We start from the raw sequence: 16,349 nt of genomic DNA, 5'->3' as shown, positions 1-16,349 counted from the left end.
TCGCGCGCTTACGCTTTTGGCCCTTTTCGGCCCGACCCGCTGGCGGGATCGTGTGCGGCGGCGTCCTGATCCAGCGGCCAGCGTGGCCGCGCGGGTGCGTCGAGCCCGTCTGTCAGACCTAACGCCAGTCGCTCCGCACCGGCCAGCGCGATCATCGCCGCGTTATCGGTGCAGTATTTCAGCGGCGGCGCAATCAGCTCGAACCCATGGCGCTGCGCCTCGGCCTCCAGCGCTTCGCGCACGGCGGTGTTTGACGCCACACCGCCCGCCGCAACCAGCGGCAATGGGCTACCCAGAGACTCAAAGCGGCTTTTGAAAATCTCCATCGCCCGACCCGCCCGCTGCGCCAGATGACGCGCGATTGCGGCCTGCATGGACGAGGCGAGGTCGGCGCGGTCCTGATCATTGGGCGCATCCAGCCCGTCCCAGTGTCGACGCGCCGCAGTCTTCAGGCCCGCGAACGAAAAATTGCACGATGCGTCGCGCGCCAGCATCAGCGGCAGGGGAAAACGGTCCGGCGCTTCGGCGTCTTGCGCAAAGCGTTCAACCGCCGGGCCGCCGGGAAAGCCCAGCCCCATGACCTTGGCGGTCTTGTCGAACGCTTCGCCCGCCGCATCGTCAAGCGTGGAGCCGAGCCGCGTCATCCGGCCCACGCCTTCCACGATCACCAGCTGGGTATGCCCGCCCGAGACCAGAAGCAGCAGATAGGGAAAGGCCAGAGCGTGGGTCAGGCGCGGCGACAGGGCGTGACCTTCCAGATGATTCACCGCCAGCAAGGGCAGGTCAGCGCCCAGCGCGATGCCCTTGGCGGTCATCAGCGCCGCCATCACCCCGCCGATCAGGCCCGGCCCGGCTGTCGCGGCGACGCCATCGAGATCAAATGGGCTCAGCCCCGCCTCGTTCAGCACGCCTGCAGCCAGACCGTCCATGCGCTCGGCATGAGCGCGAGCGGCGATCTCGGGCACCACGCCGCCAAATGGGGCGTGGGCGCTATTTTGTCCCACCACCGCTTCGGCCAGAATTTCGATGCGGCCATCACCATGACGGCGCAGCACAGCGGCTGCGGTGTCATCGCAGCTCGATTCCAGACCGAGCACGGTTAAAGCGCCCTGCGGCGCCGCGCCCGGTTGCGGGTGGACTTGATCATGGGATAACGCCATGACCTTGCAGTACCCTCGCTGGCGTTTCGGCGCAATCATCAGCCTCTGCTGGCGAGATCTTGAAGCGCGTGAAGGAGTGCGTCTGTCGTGAACCTGTTCAATATGCCGATTGCGACCCGCACCTCGCCCCTGGCTCTGGCGCAAACCCGCGATGTTCAGGCCCGGCTCGCCCGCGCCCATGGCGAAAAAGAGCCCGAAGAGAGCTTCCCGATTCTGGGACTGACAACCACGGGCGACAAGATCACCGACCGCGCATTGTTGCTGGCGGGCGGCAAAGGCCTATTCACCAAGGAACTTGAGCGCGCGTTGCTGGACGGCAAGGCGCGTTTCGCCGTGCATTCCATGAAAGACGTGCCGACCACCTTGCCCGACGGCCTCGAGATCGCTTGCGTGCTGGAGCGCGAGGATCCGCGCGACGTGCTTTTGACCCGCGACGGGATCAGCCGGATCGAAGACCTGCCGGAAGGCGCGACGCTGGGCACCGCCTCGATCCGGCGGCAATCACAAGCGCTGGCCCTGCGCCCCGACCTCAATATCGTCCTGTTGCGCGGCAATGTGGACACCCGGCTTGAAAAGCTGCGCTCGGGCGAGATGGACGCTACTTTTCTGGCGCGCGCCGGTTTGCGGCGCCTGGGCCGCGAACAGGGCGAGCTGCCGCCGCTGGAGCTGTCAGCCGTCATCCCGGCGCCGGCCCAGGGCGCGGTCGGGATCGAGATCTGCTCAGATGACGACGAAGCGCGCAAAGCACTGGAGCCGCTCAATCATCTGACCACCCAGATCTGCATCGCCGCCGAGCGCGGATTCCTGCAAGCGCTGGACGGGTCGTGCCGCACCCCCATCGCCGCCCATGCCAGCCTCGACGGTCTGGAAATCCATCTGCGCGGGGAAGCGCTGACGCCGGACGGCTCCAAGCGCTGGGCGAATGAAACCCGCACGCAATTGCCTGAGCTTGATCCCGGCGCCGCGCGATTGCTGGGCTATGAGCTGGGTCTTGAGGTGAAACGCGCGGGCGGTGATGCGCTGGCGCGGATCGTCGCCGAGACGGGCTGACGTGTGAGCGCCGTGTCCAAACCCTGCGTGCTGGTCACACGGGCCGAGCCCGGCGCGGCGCGCACCTGCGCGGCGCTGAGCGAACGCGGCTTTCAGACGATCAACGCCGCAACCGCCCATCTGACGGCGCACCCTGTCACGCTGAACCTTGAAAGCGTCGGCCTGATCGCGGTCACCAGCCCGTTTGGCGCAACCTGTCTGGCGAACGCCACATCTGATCGCAGCACTCCTGTGATCGCTGTCGGCGACGTAACGGCGGCGCGGCTTCAGGAGACAGGCTTTGAGCATGTCACAAGCGCCAGCGGCGACGCTCGTGACCTGCTGGCGATGATCCGCGAGCACCCGCCGCACGGCGAGGTCCTGCATGTGCGCGGGTTCGATCAGACCGGTGATCTGAGCTCTGAGCTTAACGCGCACGGCCTGAGCGCCCGCTCTGAAATCTTCTACGCCGCCGAGCCCGTAGCCGGACTGCCGGACACAGTCTGGCGAGCTCTTGAAACCGGGGCGAGCGTGCTGATCCACTCCGCAAAAGGCGCGGAACGGTTCTGGGCGTTGGCGCAGACCGCAGGTCAAACTGAAACGCTGCGCGCTGCGCCTGTCATCGCAATCTCAGAGGCGGCGGCTGAACCTTTGCGCCGTCACGGCGTTTCAAGGCTGAGCATCGCCGCGCGACCCGATGAAAGCGCGCTGTTTGACGCGCTGGAAAAGCAGTGCGGCGAAACGCGCTGATGGTGGCGTCGCGACACGACGCAGCCTAGACTTGCCGACACGTAACAACTGGCCCCGCGCCCCCGAGGACATCATGAGCGCCGACACTTCCCGCCCAGACGCTGCAGAGCCGGTCGACGCCGAGTTCGAGCCCGCGCCGGATAGCAGCGGCTCACGCGGAAAATCCAAGCCCAAAAAACCAAAAGCCGCCAAGTCGGGCGGCGGCAAAACGCCTGTCCTCGCTTTTCTCGGCCTGACCGTGCTGGCGGCGAGCGTGGGCGGCGGCTCAGGCTGGGTTCTGGGCCGGTATCTGCCAGCGCCCGGTGAAGGCGCCGCGGACCCCGCCCTGATCAGCCGGATCGAGGCGCTGGAAGCCCAGACCGCCTCGGCGGACCAGCTCGCTGCGTTTCAAAACCGACTGGAAACCGTCGAGGAAGAGACCGCCGGCGCACCGCTGCGTACAGACGCGTTTGAGCAGCTGATCCGGGACGTGGCGACCCTGCGCAGCGAGCTTGAAGCGCTCGAGCCGGGCGCCGAGGGCGGCGCGGGTCTCAGCGATCAGATCAATACGCGTCTGGAGAGCCTTGAACGCCAGCTCAGCACCACCGCTGACGACGCGCAGACGGCGCTCGCCGCCGCTCAGACCGCGCAATCGGCCCTGCAACAAGCGCTCGCTCAACCTGATGACCGGGCGGCGACCCAGACGACCAGTGTTTCCTCGGACGCCCTGTCCGCGCTCCGTCTTGATCTTGCAGCCCTTCAAAGCGCTGTGCGCGACCTGCAAGCCGGAGCGGGCGATACGCAGGCTTTGGCGGCGCGGATGGATGCGCTGGAAAGCGTGATTGAAGGGCTGGAAACGCAAACCGGCCAGACGCAAACCGCCTCGGTCTCTCTGGCGCGGCAGGCGCTGGCTTTCTCAGACCTCGCCGAAGCGGCGGCTCAGGCCCAGCCCTTCGCCATGGAATACGCCATGCTGAGCCAGATCTGGCCCAATCGCGCCCATCTGATCGCGCTGACCGAGCCTGCGCGCACGGGCGCGCCCACGCTTGATGATCTCACCGACAGCTTCCCGGCCCAGGCGGTGCGCGAAGCCCTGGGCCAGACCCAGCGCTTTTGGGGCGTGATCGAAGTGCGCCGCGCTGGCGATGACCACGGCGCCGCCGACCGGATTGTCGACCTGCTGGAGCAAGGCGCGCTGAGCCAGGCGATCCGGGAGACCGAAGCGCTGGACGCCGAGGCGGCGCAAGCCCCGCTGGAGAGCTGGCTGAACGAAGCGCGCAAACGCGAAGCCCTGAACGCCGTGCTGGATGATATGCGCGGCGCCCTGAATCGGCAGGCCGAGCAAGACGGAGCGCGATAAGCCATGATCCGCCTGATCCTCACCGTCATCTTGTGCGTGCTGACCGCCATGCTGGCGGTTTTCCTGACGCTCAATCCGGGCGTCGTGACCATCGACTTTCTGGGCATGAACGCCCAGGCGCCCTTCGCGCTCGCGATAGGGGCGCTGCTGGTCGCCACCTTCCTGCTGGTCGTCGCCTGGTGGGTCATCGCCAAGCTCTGGGCCGCGCCGGACGCGTGGAAACGCTTCTCCCTGCGCCGCCGCCGCGATCAGGGTTTTGACGCGCTGGAACGTGCGCTGATCGCCTCCGCCGCTGGTCAGGGCGATCTGGCCGTCCGGCAAGCCTCGCGCGCTGAAGCCTTGCTGGACCGTCCCGCCCTGTCGCGCCTTCTGGCGGCGCGCGCGGCAGAAGCGGCCGGCGATCTGGAAAGCGCACAAATCCATTACGAAGCCATGCTCAGCGACGCGAAAACACGGCTGGTCGCCCAGCGCGGGCTGGTGGGCATCGCCCAGAGCCGGTCTGATTCTCAAGCCCTGCTGACTCATGCCGCAGACGCCTTTGATCAGGCAGGACAGGCACGCTGGGCCTTTGACGCCTTGTTTGAAGCCCAGGTCAACGCCGCCCAATGGGCGAAGGCGGAGACCACGCTGAGCGAAGGCGAACGCCGCGGCCATGTCGATCGCGCCGAAGCCGCCCGGATGCGCGCGGTGCTTTTGACCGCCGAAGCGCGCCGGATCGAAGCCACGGACCCTGAGCTGGCCGCAAAACTCGCGGATCGCGCCGCGACGGCTTCGCCGGGTTTCGCGCCCGCCGCTGAGCTCGCAGGGCGATTGCTCGCCGCGCATCGTCGCCACCGCCGCGCCGCAGACGTTCTGGAAACCGCCTGGGAGCACGCGCCGCACCCGGCGCTGGCGCGCGCCTTCGCCAATCTGCGACGCTCGGACACCAAGGCGAAACGCGCCGAACGCCTGCGAGAGCTGGCCGCGCTCAATCCTGATCATCGCGAGAGCCAATTGCTGCTGCTGGAAATCGCGCTCGACCAGGGCAATCGCGAAGCCGCGCACGCCGCCCTCAAACCGGTTCTGGAGACCGGGCCCGTCTCCGCGCGCGCCTGCGCCCTGGCTGCACGCCTCGCCAAGCTCGAGGATCAAGACGCAGAGGCCCAGCGCTGGATGGCGCGCGCCTCCCATGCGCCCGCTGAAGCAGACTGGTCTGACATCAACGAAGACGGTGAGGCGTTTCTCTACACTGACGCCGACTGGAAACGGATGGTGGACAGTTGGGGACGGCATGCCGTGCTGATCCATCCGCGCCATGAGCGTTATGAAATCGCCGCCGCCGCGGCGCCCGAAGCCATGCTGATCGAAGCGCGTCCCACTGCAAACGATGCGAGCAAGCGCAGTGAGACGGAGGACAAACCGGGTCCGAACTTTTATGTACCCGGACCCGCGCCGGATGATCCCGGCGCCTCTGATCGCGACATCTAGGGTTTCTCAGCGCTCATGACCGCATCTGCTTCAGCTCGCCCGCGCCTCATCATCGGCGTGACCGGAGGCTCGGCTTCAGGCAAGACCGAAATCGCGCGCTCCGCCGCCCGCGCAGCGGCCCCGCTGAGCGCTCTGGTCCTGTCAGAAGACGATTACTACGCCGATCACGGCTCCAAGCCCGATTTCGACCCGTCAGACTTCAATTTCGACCACCCTCAGGCGCGCGACCATGCGCTGTTGGCCAAGCATCTGGCCGCACTGAAGACCGGCAAGAACATCAAAGGGCCCATCTACGATTTCACCATCCACCGCCGCCGCAGCGATACGCGCACCATCGCGCCTGCGGATGTGATCATCGTGGAAGGCATCCATTTGTTCTGTGACGCCGCCGTTCGCGATTGCCTGGACCTGAAGGTCTATGTCTCGGCGCCCGACGATATCCGTCTGGCCCGCCGTCTGTTGCGCGATGTGAACGAGCGGGGCCGGACCTCGCACTCGGTGGTGCACCAGTATTTGCGCACGGTGCGGCCCATGCATCATGAATGGACCTCGCCCAACAAGGAATACGCCGACATCCTGATCCGCAATGACGCGGCGGCCGCCCGGCCGGCCGATCATCTGAGCAGTTTTTTCGACACCCTGGCGGCGCCCATCGTCGACAAGGTCAAAGCCTTCGGCAGAGCCTGAGCCAGACTCATTCCAGCTGGCAAAACCGGCTTGCCCCCATCGCCGTTCAAGGCTAGTTTCCGCGCCCTCTGAGGCAGGCTTTCGCCTGGTTCCGGCGCCGCATTAGCTCAGTTGGTAGAGCACATCATTCGTAATGATGGGGTCAGGTGTTCGAGTCACCTATGCGGCACCACTTTTTTCCTGGTCTTCCTCGCCTCCGCTCGGTCGATCCTCGCTGAAGGTTCGGGCGCGACGCCTGCTTTCCCTCGCCTCCACTCGGTCGATCCTCGCTAAAGCTGCGGGCGGCCTTCGGCCTTGCGAACCCGACAGGTTCTGGGTCAGGCGGGATGGGAGTGTTTCAGACAGCGTTCACAAGCGGCGATCAACTCATCCTCGATAATGGGTTTGGGAATGTAGTCATCCATGCCCATGGCGAGGAAACGTTGACGCTCGCCCTGTCCGGCATGGGCGGTCAGCGCGATGACAGGCACGTGCGCGCCCGCCTCATTCAGGGCGCGCAAACGCTTGAGAGTTTCTTCGCCCGACATGACCGGCATGCTGGCGTCCAGCAGCACCAGATCAAAGGGATCGTCAGCAAACAGCCGCAGCGCCGCAGCGCCGGACGCGGCTTCAATCACCTCCGCGCCCGTCGGCTCCACCATATAGCGTGCGACCATGCGGTTGATGTCGTTATCATCCACCAGCAAGACACGCGCGCCTGACAGCAAAGTTGCGCCGGGATGGGCCGCGTCCGCCTGTGATTGCGCCGCCAGAGCGACCGTATTCTGCACATTGACGCCAGCCGTCAGGGTCAGCGTAAAACACGAGCCTTCGCCAGGCTGGCTATCAAGGGTCACATCACCGCCCATCCGGCGCGCCAGCTCGCGCGTGATCACCAGTCCGAGGCCCGACCCCGCGCTTTTCTGGCCATTGGCCTCTCCTGGTCCCTGCTCAAATCGATGGAACAATTTGTCGACATCAACGCGATCAATGCCAGGCCCTGTATCCTTGATGGAGACGGTGATGCGGCACTGACCTCGGGGCAGAGACTGGGCGGACGCCTTCAGGCTGACGCCGCCCGTATCGGTGAACTTGATGGCGTTGGACAGAAGATTGAAGACGCACTGGCGAAACCGAGTCTCGTCCAGCTCCACGCTGGCGGGCAAGGCTTCGATCTGTTCTTCGAGGATCAACCCTTTTTGTTCGGCGCTCGGCCGGAACAACATGGTGATTTCGGTCAGTATCCGTGTCGGATCCGTTGCGGCGGGTTCAAGCTGGAACCGGCCCGCCTCAAGACGCGACAGGTCAAGAAGATCGTTCAGGACACGCAACAGCTGGTCGCCCGTGACATTGAGCAGCTCGACCTTGTCGTGCAGCGCCGGCTCAAGCTCCGCTTCAGACAAGACCCGCACCAGCCCCAGCATGCCGCTCAACGGAGTCCGCAGTTCATGGCTGACATTGGCGACGAATTCAGTTTTCGCCGCACTCGCCCGTTCAGCCGCGCTTTGCGCGTCGCGCGCGCTTTGCGCCAGGGTGCGCGCGTTCAGCACCAGCTCGGCGACGACGATATAATTGGCCAGCGCATAGATCAGCGCCAGTTCTTCAGGGGTCCATTCATGATGTTCGCCCTTCAGGCACACGCTCAGTACGCCACTGACGCCATGCTCTTGCAAGATCGGAGCGGCGAGCACGGCCCCTTCTGAAACAGTATGAAGCGCCTGCCCCAATGATCGGGCGTCCTCATGCGCCATGGCGATATCTGAAGACTCGATATAGGCGCCGCGGCGAGCAAACCGAAAAGCGAGCGGGGCGGCGTGTTCCGTCACGCGCGGTGCGTTGAACACTTCACCTTCCGTGCGGCTCCAGACGCAATGCGGACGCAGCGCACTCTGATCGTCTGAGAACAACCACAAGCCCGCTTCCTGCACGTCCAGCGCTTCGATGAGCCGCTGAACCACCTGGCGCGTCATGTGATCATAATTCCACCCTTTTGTGAGGTGGTCTTGAGCCAGTTCGCGTTTGATCTGATTGAGCTCGCGGGAGCGATCTAGGGTTCGCAGCAAGCTTTGCTCGGCCGCCTGACGCGCCGTGACTTCGCTGTCGATGCGGCGCAGAAGCGGCAGCCACCGGAAAAACCCGACGCTGATCAGAAGCAAGCCCAAGGCGTCGCCGATATAAGACACGCCTTCGATCCAGTCATAAACCGGCTCGAGCTGGCCTAGCGTATACGGCACGAAACCGTTTGAGGCGTCGATCAGGGCCGACACGCCGATCACCAGCAATCCGCCGACGATCAGCTGACTGCCCCGTCTCAACCGCGTCATGTGACGCAGATTTAAAAACAGGATCGCACCCGCCGACAGGCTGGTTATGGCGATCAGGATTTCAAATAGCCCGCTCACGCGTCCCCTCCGTAATACGGGCATACAAGCAAATCGAGGTAAAGATCGGGTTGTCGACTCAGGCTCAAAACACCTCAGGACGAGCCGTCTTGCATCCAGTCTAGGGAGTTCCCCTTACGCACAAAAACGAATTATGCGAGCGGCGTCCGCTGCGTATCTCTTGTCCCAGAGCAATCATCCTCCTCCCCCCGGAGACGTCCTTGCTCGCAGATAAAGGATACGGACCATGCGTGCTTATAAAACCCTCTCCCGCACCGTGCTGACGGGCGCCGCCGCCGGCGTCGCGCTTTTCACCGGCCAGGCTCTGGCGCAACTGCCCGATCCGGGCATGCAGATCGAGCGCGGCGTCACAGCTCTGGTCGTCACTGACCCGCAAAACGACTTTCTCAGCCCGGATGGCGTCACCTGGGGCGTCGTCGGCCAGAATGTCACCGAAAACGGCACGGTGGAGAATATCGGCCGCCTGTTCGAGACCGCCCATGAGGTCGGCATGCCGGTCTTCGTCTCGCCGCACTATTACTACGAGCATGACCATGAATGGCGCTTTGAAGGCGCTCTGGAAGCGCTGATGCACTCCATCGGCATGTTCGATCGCGCCGGCCCGCTCGATCTTGAAGGCTTTGAAGGCTCGGGCGCAGACTGGCTGGAAGAGTATCGTCCGCATATCGAGCATGACCACACCGTGGTGACCTCGCCGCACAAGGTCTATGGCCCTGAAACCAACGATCTGGTCCTGCAATTGCGCAAACAGAATGTGGATCGCGTGATCCTGGCGGGCATGTCGGCCAATCTGTGCACCGAATCCCATATGCGCGAACTGATCGAGCAAGGCTTTGAAGTGCTGGTCGTCACCGACGCCACCGCCGCTGCGCAAGTGCCCGGATATGACGGCTACGCCGCCGCCATGACCAATTTCCGGATGATCGCCAACCATGTGGGCGACACCGACGAAACGGTCAGCGCCATCACGGCGGCCTACAGCCGCTAACCCGATCCCCGTCCTGAATGTCTGCCCCTCCACGAGGGACGGGTCCTAAGAGGGTCCGGCGGTCGTCCCCCATCGCCGCCGGGCCCTCATTTTGGCTCCAGAACACAAGAACAGATAAGAAAATGGCCACCCAACTTCTCCCCCCGTTCACCGAAGAGACCGCCCGCGCCAAGGTGCAATTTGCTGAAGACGCCTGGAACAGCCGCGACCCTGAACGCGTCGCGCTGGCCTATTCAGAAGACTCCGAATGGCGCAATCGCGATCAATTCTTCAAAGGACGCGCCGCCATCAAGGCCTTCCTGCGCGAAAAATGGTCCGTAGAGGACCATTACAAGCTCAAGAAAGAGCTGTGGGCTTTCACCGGCAACCGCATCTCCGTCGCGTTCTTTTATGAGTGGAAACAGGTCGAGACCGGCCAATGGTTTCGCTCGCACGGCAATGAGCAATGGGAGTTCGACACGGACGGCCTGATGCGCCGTCGCGAATCCAGCGTCAACGATATTGCGATCAAGGAGGAAGAGCGGCGGCTCTAGCCTCCGCCTCCCCCGTTTCCGGGAGTAGATCATGACCCGTCCCGCCCGCCCGACCGACACCGAATTCGAGCGCACTTACCGGCGCTGGATGCTGATGCATGGACTGACCCTGCCGCTGGCCGGGGCGCTCTACGCGTTGGTGTTGATCGCGCTGTACGCCATGGGCGTCGAGACCCGCACGGCGGTCCTGAGCGCGGCGTGCGTGGGCGGGCTGGGCCTGTCCCTGTCCGAAGGCGCCGTCTGGCTCGAAACCCATAACGGGCTCGATCGGCTGTTTCGCCGGGTGAACATGCGCGCCTCCATCGCGGCGGAGCGCCTGGCCCGCGATGACGACCAATACGTGATCGAAGGCGTACAGGACGTGGTGTTTGAATGGCGCCATGTGGAAGTGATCCAGCGTGACCGCGATTGGGCGGGCCTGTCTCTGGCTGCGCTGAACCTGCTGAGCCTGGCCGCCGGACTGGCGCTGAGCGCCGGTCTGATCCGGTTCTGGGGCTGGGTGACTGTCGCGCCCTTCAGCCTTCTGACCCTGGCGTCCGCCGCCGCCGGCTTCGCCCTGGCGCGCAGCGTGATGCGGTATCACTGCTTCACCGACCGCAACTTCGACCCCACCGACATTTTGCAAACCCGGCTTCTGGACCTGCTGTCCGAAGTCAAAGCCCTGCGTCGCGCCGGCGTGCGCAGCTCGGCCTGACCCCACACACATTGCGAGACTGACCCATGACCCATCATTCAGACCTTCTGGTTCTCGGCACTGGAAACGCCGGCATGGCCGCCGCCGGAATCGCTCATCGCGAAGGCAAATCCGTCACCTTGGTTGAATCGCGTGATGTGGGCGGCACCTGCGCCATTCGCGGCTGCGTGCCCAAGAAAGTGCTGGTCGCCGCCGCCGCCAGCCTCGATGTCATCGCCCGCGCGGGCGAACACGCCATCACCACAGGCGGGGTCCAGCTCGACTGGCCAGCCCTGATCCGGCGTGAGCGCACGTTTGTGGACGGCGTGCCGGACATGTTCAAATCCTCGATCCTCAATCGCGGCATGACGCTGGTCACGGGCAAGGCGGTGTTCATCGGCCCGAACGCCGTCGAGGTGGAGGGTGAAACCTATACCGCCGACAAGATCGTCATCGCCACCGGATCCGAGCCTGCAACCCTGCCGATCAAGGGCTGGGCTCATACCGTGACCAGTGACGACCTTCTGACGCTGGAGACCCTGCCTGACGAAGTGGTCTTCATCGGCGGCGGCGTCATCGCACTTGAATTCGCCCATGTCCTGATCCGCGCCGGCGCACGGGTGACAATCCTGGAAGCGGCGCCGCGGGTCCTGCCGCGTCTCGATCCGGACATGGTGGATACGCTGGTGGACTACACCCGCAGCCTGGGCGTCACGATCCATACGGGCGTCACGGTCCAGTCCATCGAGCGAGACGATGAGGCCTTTGTGGTCGAAACCGTCATCGGCGATGAAACCATCTCGTTGAACGCCGATCTGGTGGTCAACGGCGCCGGGCGTCGTCCAGCGGTTGAGGCGCTGGATCTGGAAGCAGGCGATATCAAAGCTGATCGTGGACGGATCGAGGTGGACGCCAATTTGCGCAGCGTCTCCAACCCTTCCGTCTATGTGGCTGGCGACGCGCTGGCCACCTCGCCGCAGCTCAGCCCCGTCGCCAGTTATGAAGGCCGTATTGCGGGCGAAAACGCCATTATGGGCGCAGACGCTACGCCGGATTATTCAACAATCCCGTCAGCCGTTTACACGGTCCCCGCCATCGCCAGCGTCGGTCTGGACGAAGCCGCCGCCAAGGCGGCGGGCTATGATCCGGTCGTGAAGGTCAATGATCTGCGCGACTGGCGCTCCGCCAAGACCTATGCCGAAGCCGTCGCTTTCGCCAAGGTGCTGATAGACCCTGACACCGGTCTGATCCTGGGCGCGCATCTGGCCGGGCATGGCGCGGAAGAGGTGATCCATCTGTTCACGCTGGCCATGAAGACCGATTTGACCGCAACCGATCTGGCGACGATGACCTATGCGTACCCAACCTTCTCGTCAGACCTGAAGTTTCTGGTCTAGAAAGACCGTCAGAGGGGAAAGACTCGCGCATGTCTGACACACACCAAAGCTCCGGCGACAATCCGGCTGACCTGTTCCGCCGCCAGCGCGATCTCATCTTGATGGCGTCTGGCGACGGGATTTACGGGATTGACGCACAGGGGGTCTCCACGTTCGTGAACCCCGCAGCGGCGCGCATGTCAGGCTATTCGGTGGAAGAGATGCTTGGGCGCAACCTGCATGAGCTGGTGCATCATTCCCATGCCGATGGTCGGCATTTCCCCAGTGTGGAATGTCCCATCCACGAGGCCACGCGCGACGGCAAGATACACCGCATCTATGACGATGTGTTCTGGCGCAAGGACGGCACGTCTTTCCCGGTGGAATATGTCAGCACGCCCATCTGGGATGACGGCCGGATCGCGGGCGCCGTGGTGTCGTTTCGCGATATCACCGAACGCAAACGCGCCGAGCAGGAATTGCGCGATAGCGAGCAGCGCTACCGCGCCATGTTTGACGGCTCGAACGCCGCCGGTTTCCTGATCGACGCCGAGACCTGCTTCGTTCTCGACGAGAACAAGCGCACGTGCGAATTGTTCGGCTATAGCGAAGCGCAATTACGATTGTTGCGCGCCGAAGACCTGTTTGTCGGCGCACCCGGTGAAATCCCGGCCTTCTGGAGCAAGGTCCAACGCGAGGGCGCCGCGGAAACCGAAACCCCTTATGCCGTCACAGCCGAGGGCGACCGCATTCCGGTGCGCTTGTCCGCCAGCCGCATCCGCTACGCCAACCGGACCGGGCTTCTGGTTCTCGCCACGGATCTGAGCGTCCGTCGTGAGATTGAAGCGCGGGCGCGGGCGCTGCAAAGCGAGTTGCACCATGTCTCCCGCGTCAGCGCCATGGGAGAGATGGCCTCGGCCATGGCGCATGAGCTGAACCAACCCTTGTCGGCGGTGATGAACTATCTCGCCGCTGCGCGTCGGCTCTCGAAAACCGAGTTTGACGGCGAATCCCGCACCCTTCAAATGGTCGAGAAGGCGATCTCGCAGGCGTCCCGGGCCGGTGAAATCATCCGGTCCTTGCGCACTTTCCTCGACAAAGGGGAATCAGAAACCGAATTCGCCAGCCCCTATGACGTGATCCATGACACCCTGCCGCTGATCGAGCCGGCGGTCGCCGCCGCCGGATTGTCCCTGTCGTGCGAGCTGGATCCGGACGCGCCGCACACCTTGTTGCAGCGGGTCAACATCCAGCAGGTGTTGCTCAATCTCATCCGCAACGCCGCCGAAGCCATGAGCGAGCAGGGGCGGGGCGTCATCAATGTGGCGTGCTGGAGCAGCAATGAGCAGATCTGGGTCGAGGTCGCCGACCAAGGCCCCGGCCTGTCGCAAGCCCAGCAGGCGAAACTGTTTCAGCCCTTCAACACCAGTAAATCCGATGGCATGGGCGTGGGTCTGTCGATCTGCCATTCCATCATCTCAGACCATGACGGCGAGATCTGCGCAGAGAACCGCCCCGATGGCGGTGCGGTCTTTCGCTTCTGCCTGCCCGTCATTACGCCAGGAGACAGAGCATGACCGACATATCCCCCCTCGTGTACGTCGTTGATGATGACGCCGCCGCCCGCGAATCCCTTGAGGCGTTGTTGCTCTCTGCCGGTCATGAGGTGAAGACCTTTGACAGCGGCGAAGCCTTCCTGGCCGAGTATGCGCCAGACTGGGCGGGCTGCGCGGTTCTGGATGTGCGGATGCCGGGCCTGTCCGGGCTGCAGGTTCAAGAAGAACTCAGCGCACGCAGTTCCACCCTGCCTGTGATCATTGTCACCGGACACGGGGATCTACCCATGGCCGTGCGCGCCATGCAGGCTGGCGCGCTCGACTTCATTGAAAAGCCGTACGAAGAAGAGCGCCTGTTTGAAAGCGTCGAGCTGGCGCTGCAAGCGGGCCAGGAAAAAGCCGAAGCCAGCCAGGCGCTGGCCTCCCTGGCCGAGCGGTTTGAAAATCTCACCCCGCGTGAATCCGAAGTGCTGATCGAAGTCGCCGCAGGTCACCCCAACAAGGTGGTGGCGCACAAGCTGGGCATCAGCGCCCGGACGGTGGAGATTCACCGGGCGCGCGTGGTGGAGAAGATGCAGGCGCGAAGCCTGTCGCATCTGGTGCGGATGGCGATGCAGCTGGGCCTGCTCAAAGACGGCCTCAGCTGAACTCCGAAATCAGATCCAGCGGTTTGTGACGCACCAGACGACTGTCGAGCACGGCGGCCTGACGGTGCGGTACGGCTTCGCCCTGGTAGACGGGGTCGGTCACCATCTCCAGAAAAGCAGCGGCGTTGGGATAGGCGGCGACGAAAGACAGATGCCAGCTTTCGTCTGACGGACCGATCAAGGTGAGTTGCGGCGCGCCGCGCCAGACAATCGTACCGCCCACACGTTTGAAAATCGGGCCTGAGGTCTGACCATAGGTCTTGTAGGCTTCGAACCCGCTCACATCCCGGCCATCGGGGTAGACCGCTTTCTCACGCAGCCGCAACAGGTTGAGCATCTGAATCGGTTCGTCGCGCGGCAAATCCTTGAACAGCGCGAACGCCTCGCGTGCGGGGTCGATGTGTCCGGTCATGATGTCCTCCCTGACTTCGTGAGACAGGGAGGAAAACCCCTCTGGAAGAAAAGCTCAAGTGCTTAAGGGTCGATGATCTCGCCGGCCCAGTCAAAAACACAGCCGCTTTGCTCCGCCGTCGCCTGATCCAGAACTTCCAGCAAGCGCGCCGCGCTATACTCGGCGGTAAACAGCTTGTCGTCTGGCACATTGCCTTGAAACGGCTCTGACAAGGCGGTGTCCACAGTTCCGGGATGCAATCCGATGCAGGCGGCGTGCGGGCGTTTGCGCGCGAGCTCGATGGCGCAGGTTTTCAAAATCTGGTTCAAGGCCGCCTTGGACGCCCGATAGCTGTGCCACCCGCCCAGCCGGTTGTCCGATATGGAGCCCACACGCGCGGACAGGGCCGCGAACACAGCTTTCTGGGGCGCGGTCTTGTCGCCTTTCGCCAGCTTGTCCAGCGCGCTGCACGCCACCAGAGCCGGGCCGATTGTGTTGACCTTGAAAACCTCAGTCATGTGCGCGGCGTCAATCTGTCGCCAGGACTTTTCCGGTCCACGCCCTTCGCCATCCACCAAAACCCCGCTGGCGACGACCACCAGATGAAGCGGACCATCCTCAGCAGCCGCCATCACCGCATCTTCGACGGATCCCGGGTCATCAAAGTTGATGGACAGGGGCTGAGCGCCAGCGATATCGACTCCGGATCGGCTGGCGGCGAACACCTCTGCACACCTTGGATGATCCACAAGCTGCGTGGTCAGAGCTCGCCCCACGCCACCGGACGCGCCCACGATCAGGGCGCGAAACCCGTCTGGAAATGTCGCTAAATCAGTCATGGACCGGCAGATAGGCTGCGCGCCTTCCAGGTCCAGCGCGAGATCAGATCAGATCTCGTAAGTTCCTGATGAATCATCAAGAACAACATTTTCACTTGGGCCCTGGGCGGTGCTTTTCACCCAGAACAGCAATTCATGGCTCTTCTCGTCGATATCCTTGTTCAGGAAATCATTCTTGTCGAGGAACTTCACCTGGTCGCCCGTGCTCTGCAGGTCGACACCCGCAGAACCGCTGAGCACCAGGATCGGCGTGCCCTTCGCCTGACGCTCCAGCAAGCTCACCGTTTCACTGGGCTGGGTGGAATCGGGCAAACGAAGATCAGCGATGATCAGGTCATACGTCTTGCGCGAGAGCTTGAAGCGGGCGTCACGCAGGGTCCGGACGACCTGCAGCTCCATGTCATAGCCTCCTGCATCACACAGCGCATGCTGGAGCAACATCGCGTCCGCGAAGTCATCTTCAATATGAAGAACCGACAAACTCTGCGGCATGACTCTCTCCCGTTCGGACTAAACTACTGGATGCATGATTA

Annotated in this window: 16 protein-coding genes and 1 tRNA gene; 12 read left to right on the top strand and 5 right to left on the bottom strand. The window is 63.6% G+C overall.

Annotated elements, in window-relative coordinates:
- Nucleotides 1–8 precede the first annotated feature (8 nt).
- Nucleotides 9–1,160: a tRNA (adenosine(37)-N6)-threonylcarbamoyltransferase complex transferase subunit TsaD gene (gene tsaD, locus ACTIGF_RS07030; RefSeq protein WP_439636179.1), complete on the bottom strand. Its 1,152-nt coding sequence runs from the start codon at nt 1,158–1,160 to the stop codon at nt 9–11.
- Between the two features lie 102 nt (nt 1,161–1,262).
- On the opposite strand from tsaD, the gene hemC reads away from it, so the two are divergent.
- From hemC to ACTIGF_RS07000, 6 genes are all read left to right on the top strand, one after another.
- Nucleotides 1,263–2,210 (top strand): hydroxymethylbilane synthase, encoded by a 948-nt coding sequence (gene hemC, locus ACTIGF_RS07025; protein ID WP_439636654.1) that lies wholly within the window; start codon nt 1,263–1,265, stop codon nt 2,208–2,210.
- 12 nt (nt 2,211–2,222) lie between these two features.
- Complete coding sequence (locus ACTIGF_RS07020; RefSeq protein WP_439636178.1) at nt 2,223–2,939, top strand: uroporphyrinogen-III synthase; 717 nt, start codon at nt 2,223–2,225, stop codon at nt 2,937–2,939.
- Nucleotides 2,940–3,012: 73 nt separating this feature from the next.
- Nucleotides 3,013–4,278, top strand: coding sequence for a hypothetical protein (locus ACTIGF_RS07015; RefSeq protein ID WP_439636177.1), 1,266 nt, complete (start codon nt 3,013–3,015; stop codon nt 4,276–4,278).
- A gap of 3 nt (nt 4,279–4,281) precedes the next feature.
- Nucleotides 4,282–5,745: a heme biosynthesis protein HemY gene (locus ACTIGF_RS07010; RefSeq protein WP_439636176.1), complete on the top strand. Its 1,464-nt coding sequence runs from the start codon at nt 4,282–4,284 to the stop codon at nt 5,743–5,745.
- A gap of 15 nt (nt 5,746–5,760) precedes the next feature.
- Nucleotides 5,761–6,432, top strand: coding sequence for a uridine kinase (udk, locus tag ACTIGF_RS07005; protein ID WP_439636175.1), 672 nt, complete (start codon nt 5,761–5,763; stop codon nt 6,430–6,432).
- A gap of 96 nt (nt 6,433–6,528) precedes the next feature.
- Nucleotides 6,529–6,604: transfer RNA gene (locus tag ACTIGF_RS07000), tRNA-Thr, on the top strand.
- 145 nt (nt 6,605–6,749) lie between these two features.
- Here ACTIGF_RS07000 and ACTIGF_RS06995 read toward each other — a convergent pair.
- Nucleotides 6,750–8,813 carry an ATP-binding protein gene (locus tag ACTIGF_RS06995; protein WP_439636174.1) on the bottom strand — a complete coding sequence of 688 codons (2,064 nt, stop codon included), beginning with the start codon at nt 8,811–8,813 and terminating at the stop codon, nt 6,750–6,752.
- Nucleotides 8,814–9,039: 226 nt separating this feature from the next.
- Between ACTIGF_RS06995 and ACTIGF_RS06990 the strand changes: the two genes are divergently transcribed.
- The 6 genes from ACTIGF_RS06990 to ACTIGF_RS06965 all read left to right on the top strand — a co-directional run bounded on the left by ACTIGF_RS06990 (nt 9,040) and on the right by ACTIGF_RS06965 (nt 14,586).
- A complete protein-coding gene (locus ACTIGF_RS06990) occupies nt 9,040–9,801 on the top strand; it encodes a cysteine hydrolase (RefSeq protein ID WP_439636173.1) in 762 nt (253 codons plus the stop codon).
- Between the two features lie 122 nt (nt 9,802–9,923).
- Nucleotides 9,924–10,334 (top strand): nuclear transport factor 2 family protein, encoded by a 411-nt coding sequence (locus ACTIGF_RS06985; RefSeq protein WP_439636172.1) that lies wholly within the window; start codon nt 9,924–9,926, stop codon nt 10,332–10,334.
- A gap of 31 nt (nt 10,335–10,365) precedes the next feature.
- Nucleotides 10,366–11,028 carry a hypothetical protein gene (locus ACTIGF_RS06980; RefSeq protein ID WP_439636171.1) on the top strand — a complete coding sequence of 221 codons (663 nt, stop codon included), beginning with the start codon at nt 10,366–10,368 and terminating at the stop codon, nt 11,026–11,028.
- A 26-nt stretch (nt 11,029–11,054) separates the two neighbouring features.
- The gene (locus tag ACTIGF_RS06975; RefSeq protein ID WP_439636170.1) at nt 11,055–12,404 is read left to right on the top strand and encodes a dihydrolipoyl dehydrogenase family protein; all 1,350 of its coding nucleotides are present in this window, start codon (nt 11,055–11,057) and stop codon (nt 12,402–12,404) included.
- Nucleotides 12,405–12,433: 29 nt separating this feature from the next.
- Nucleotides 12,434–13,960: a PAS domain-containing sensor histidine kinase gene (locus tag ACTIGF_RS06970; RefSeq protein WP_439636169.1), complete on the top strand. Its 1,527-nt coding sequence runs from the start codon at nt 12,434–12,436 to the stop codon at nt 13,958–13,960.
- Nucleotides 13,957–14,586: a response regulator transcription factor gene (locus tag ACTIGF_RS06965; protein WP_439636168.1), complete on the top strand. Its 630-nt coding sequence runs from the start codon at nt 13,957–13,959 to the stop codon at nt 14,584–14,586. The genes ACTIGF_RS06970 and ACTIGF_RS06965 overlap by 4 nt, the downstream gene beginning before the upstream one ends.
- Here the strand turns inward: ACTIGF_RS06965 and ACTIGF_RS06960 are convergent.
- The 3 genes from ACTIGF_RS06960 to ACTIGF_RS06950 form a co-directional block, all read right to left on the bottom strand.
- On the bottom strand, nt 14,579–14,998 hold the full coding sequence (locus ACTIGF_RS06960; RefSeq protein ID WP_439636167.1) for a DUF1330 domain-containing protein: 420 nt from the start codon (nt 14,996–14,998) through the stop codon (nt 14,579–14,581). The two genes, ACTIGF_RS06965 and ACTIGF_RS06960, sit on opposite strands and share 8 nt — an antisense overlap.
- Before the next feature lie 62 nt (nt 14,999–15,060).
- Complete coding sequence (locus tag ACTIGF_RS06955; protein ID WP_439636166.1) at nt 15,061–15,816, bottom strand: SDR family NAD(P)-dependent oxidoreductase; 756 nt, start codon at nt 15,814–15,816, stop codon at nt 15,061–15,063.
- 48 nt (nt 15,817–15,864) lie between these two features.
- Entirely contained in the window at nt 15,865–16,308 is a 444-nt protein-coding gene (locus ACTIGF_RS06950; RefSeq protein ID WP_439636165.1) for a response regulator, read from the bottom strand.
- Nucleotides 16,309–16,349: the final 41 nt, after the last annotated feature.

It is taken from the genome of Oceanicaulis sp. (genome assembly GCF_051859625.1).
Taxonomy (GTDB): domain Bacteria; phylum Pseudomonadota; class Alphaproteobacteria; order Caulobacterales; family Maricaulaceae; genus Oceanicaulis.
The sequence above is the reverse complement of the archived record's forward strand: the minus strand, read 5'-3'. Positions and strand labels throughout refer to the sequence as shown.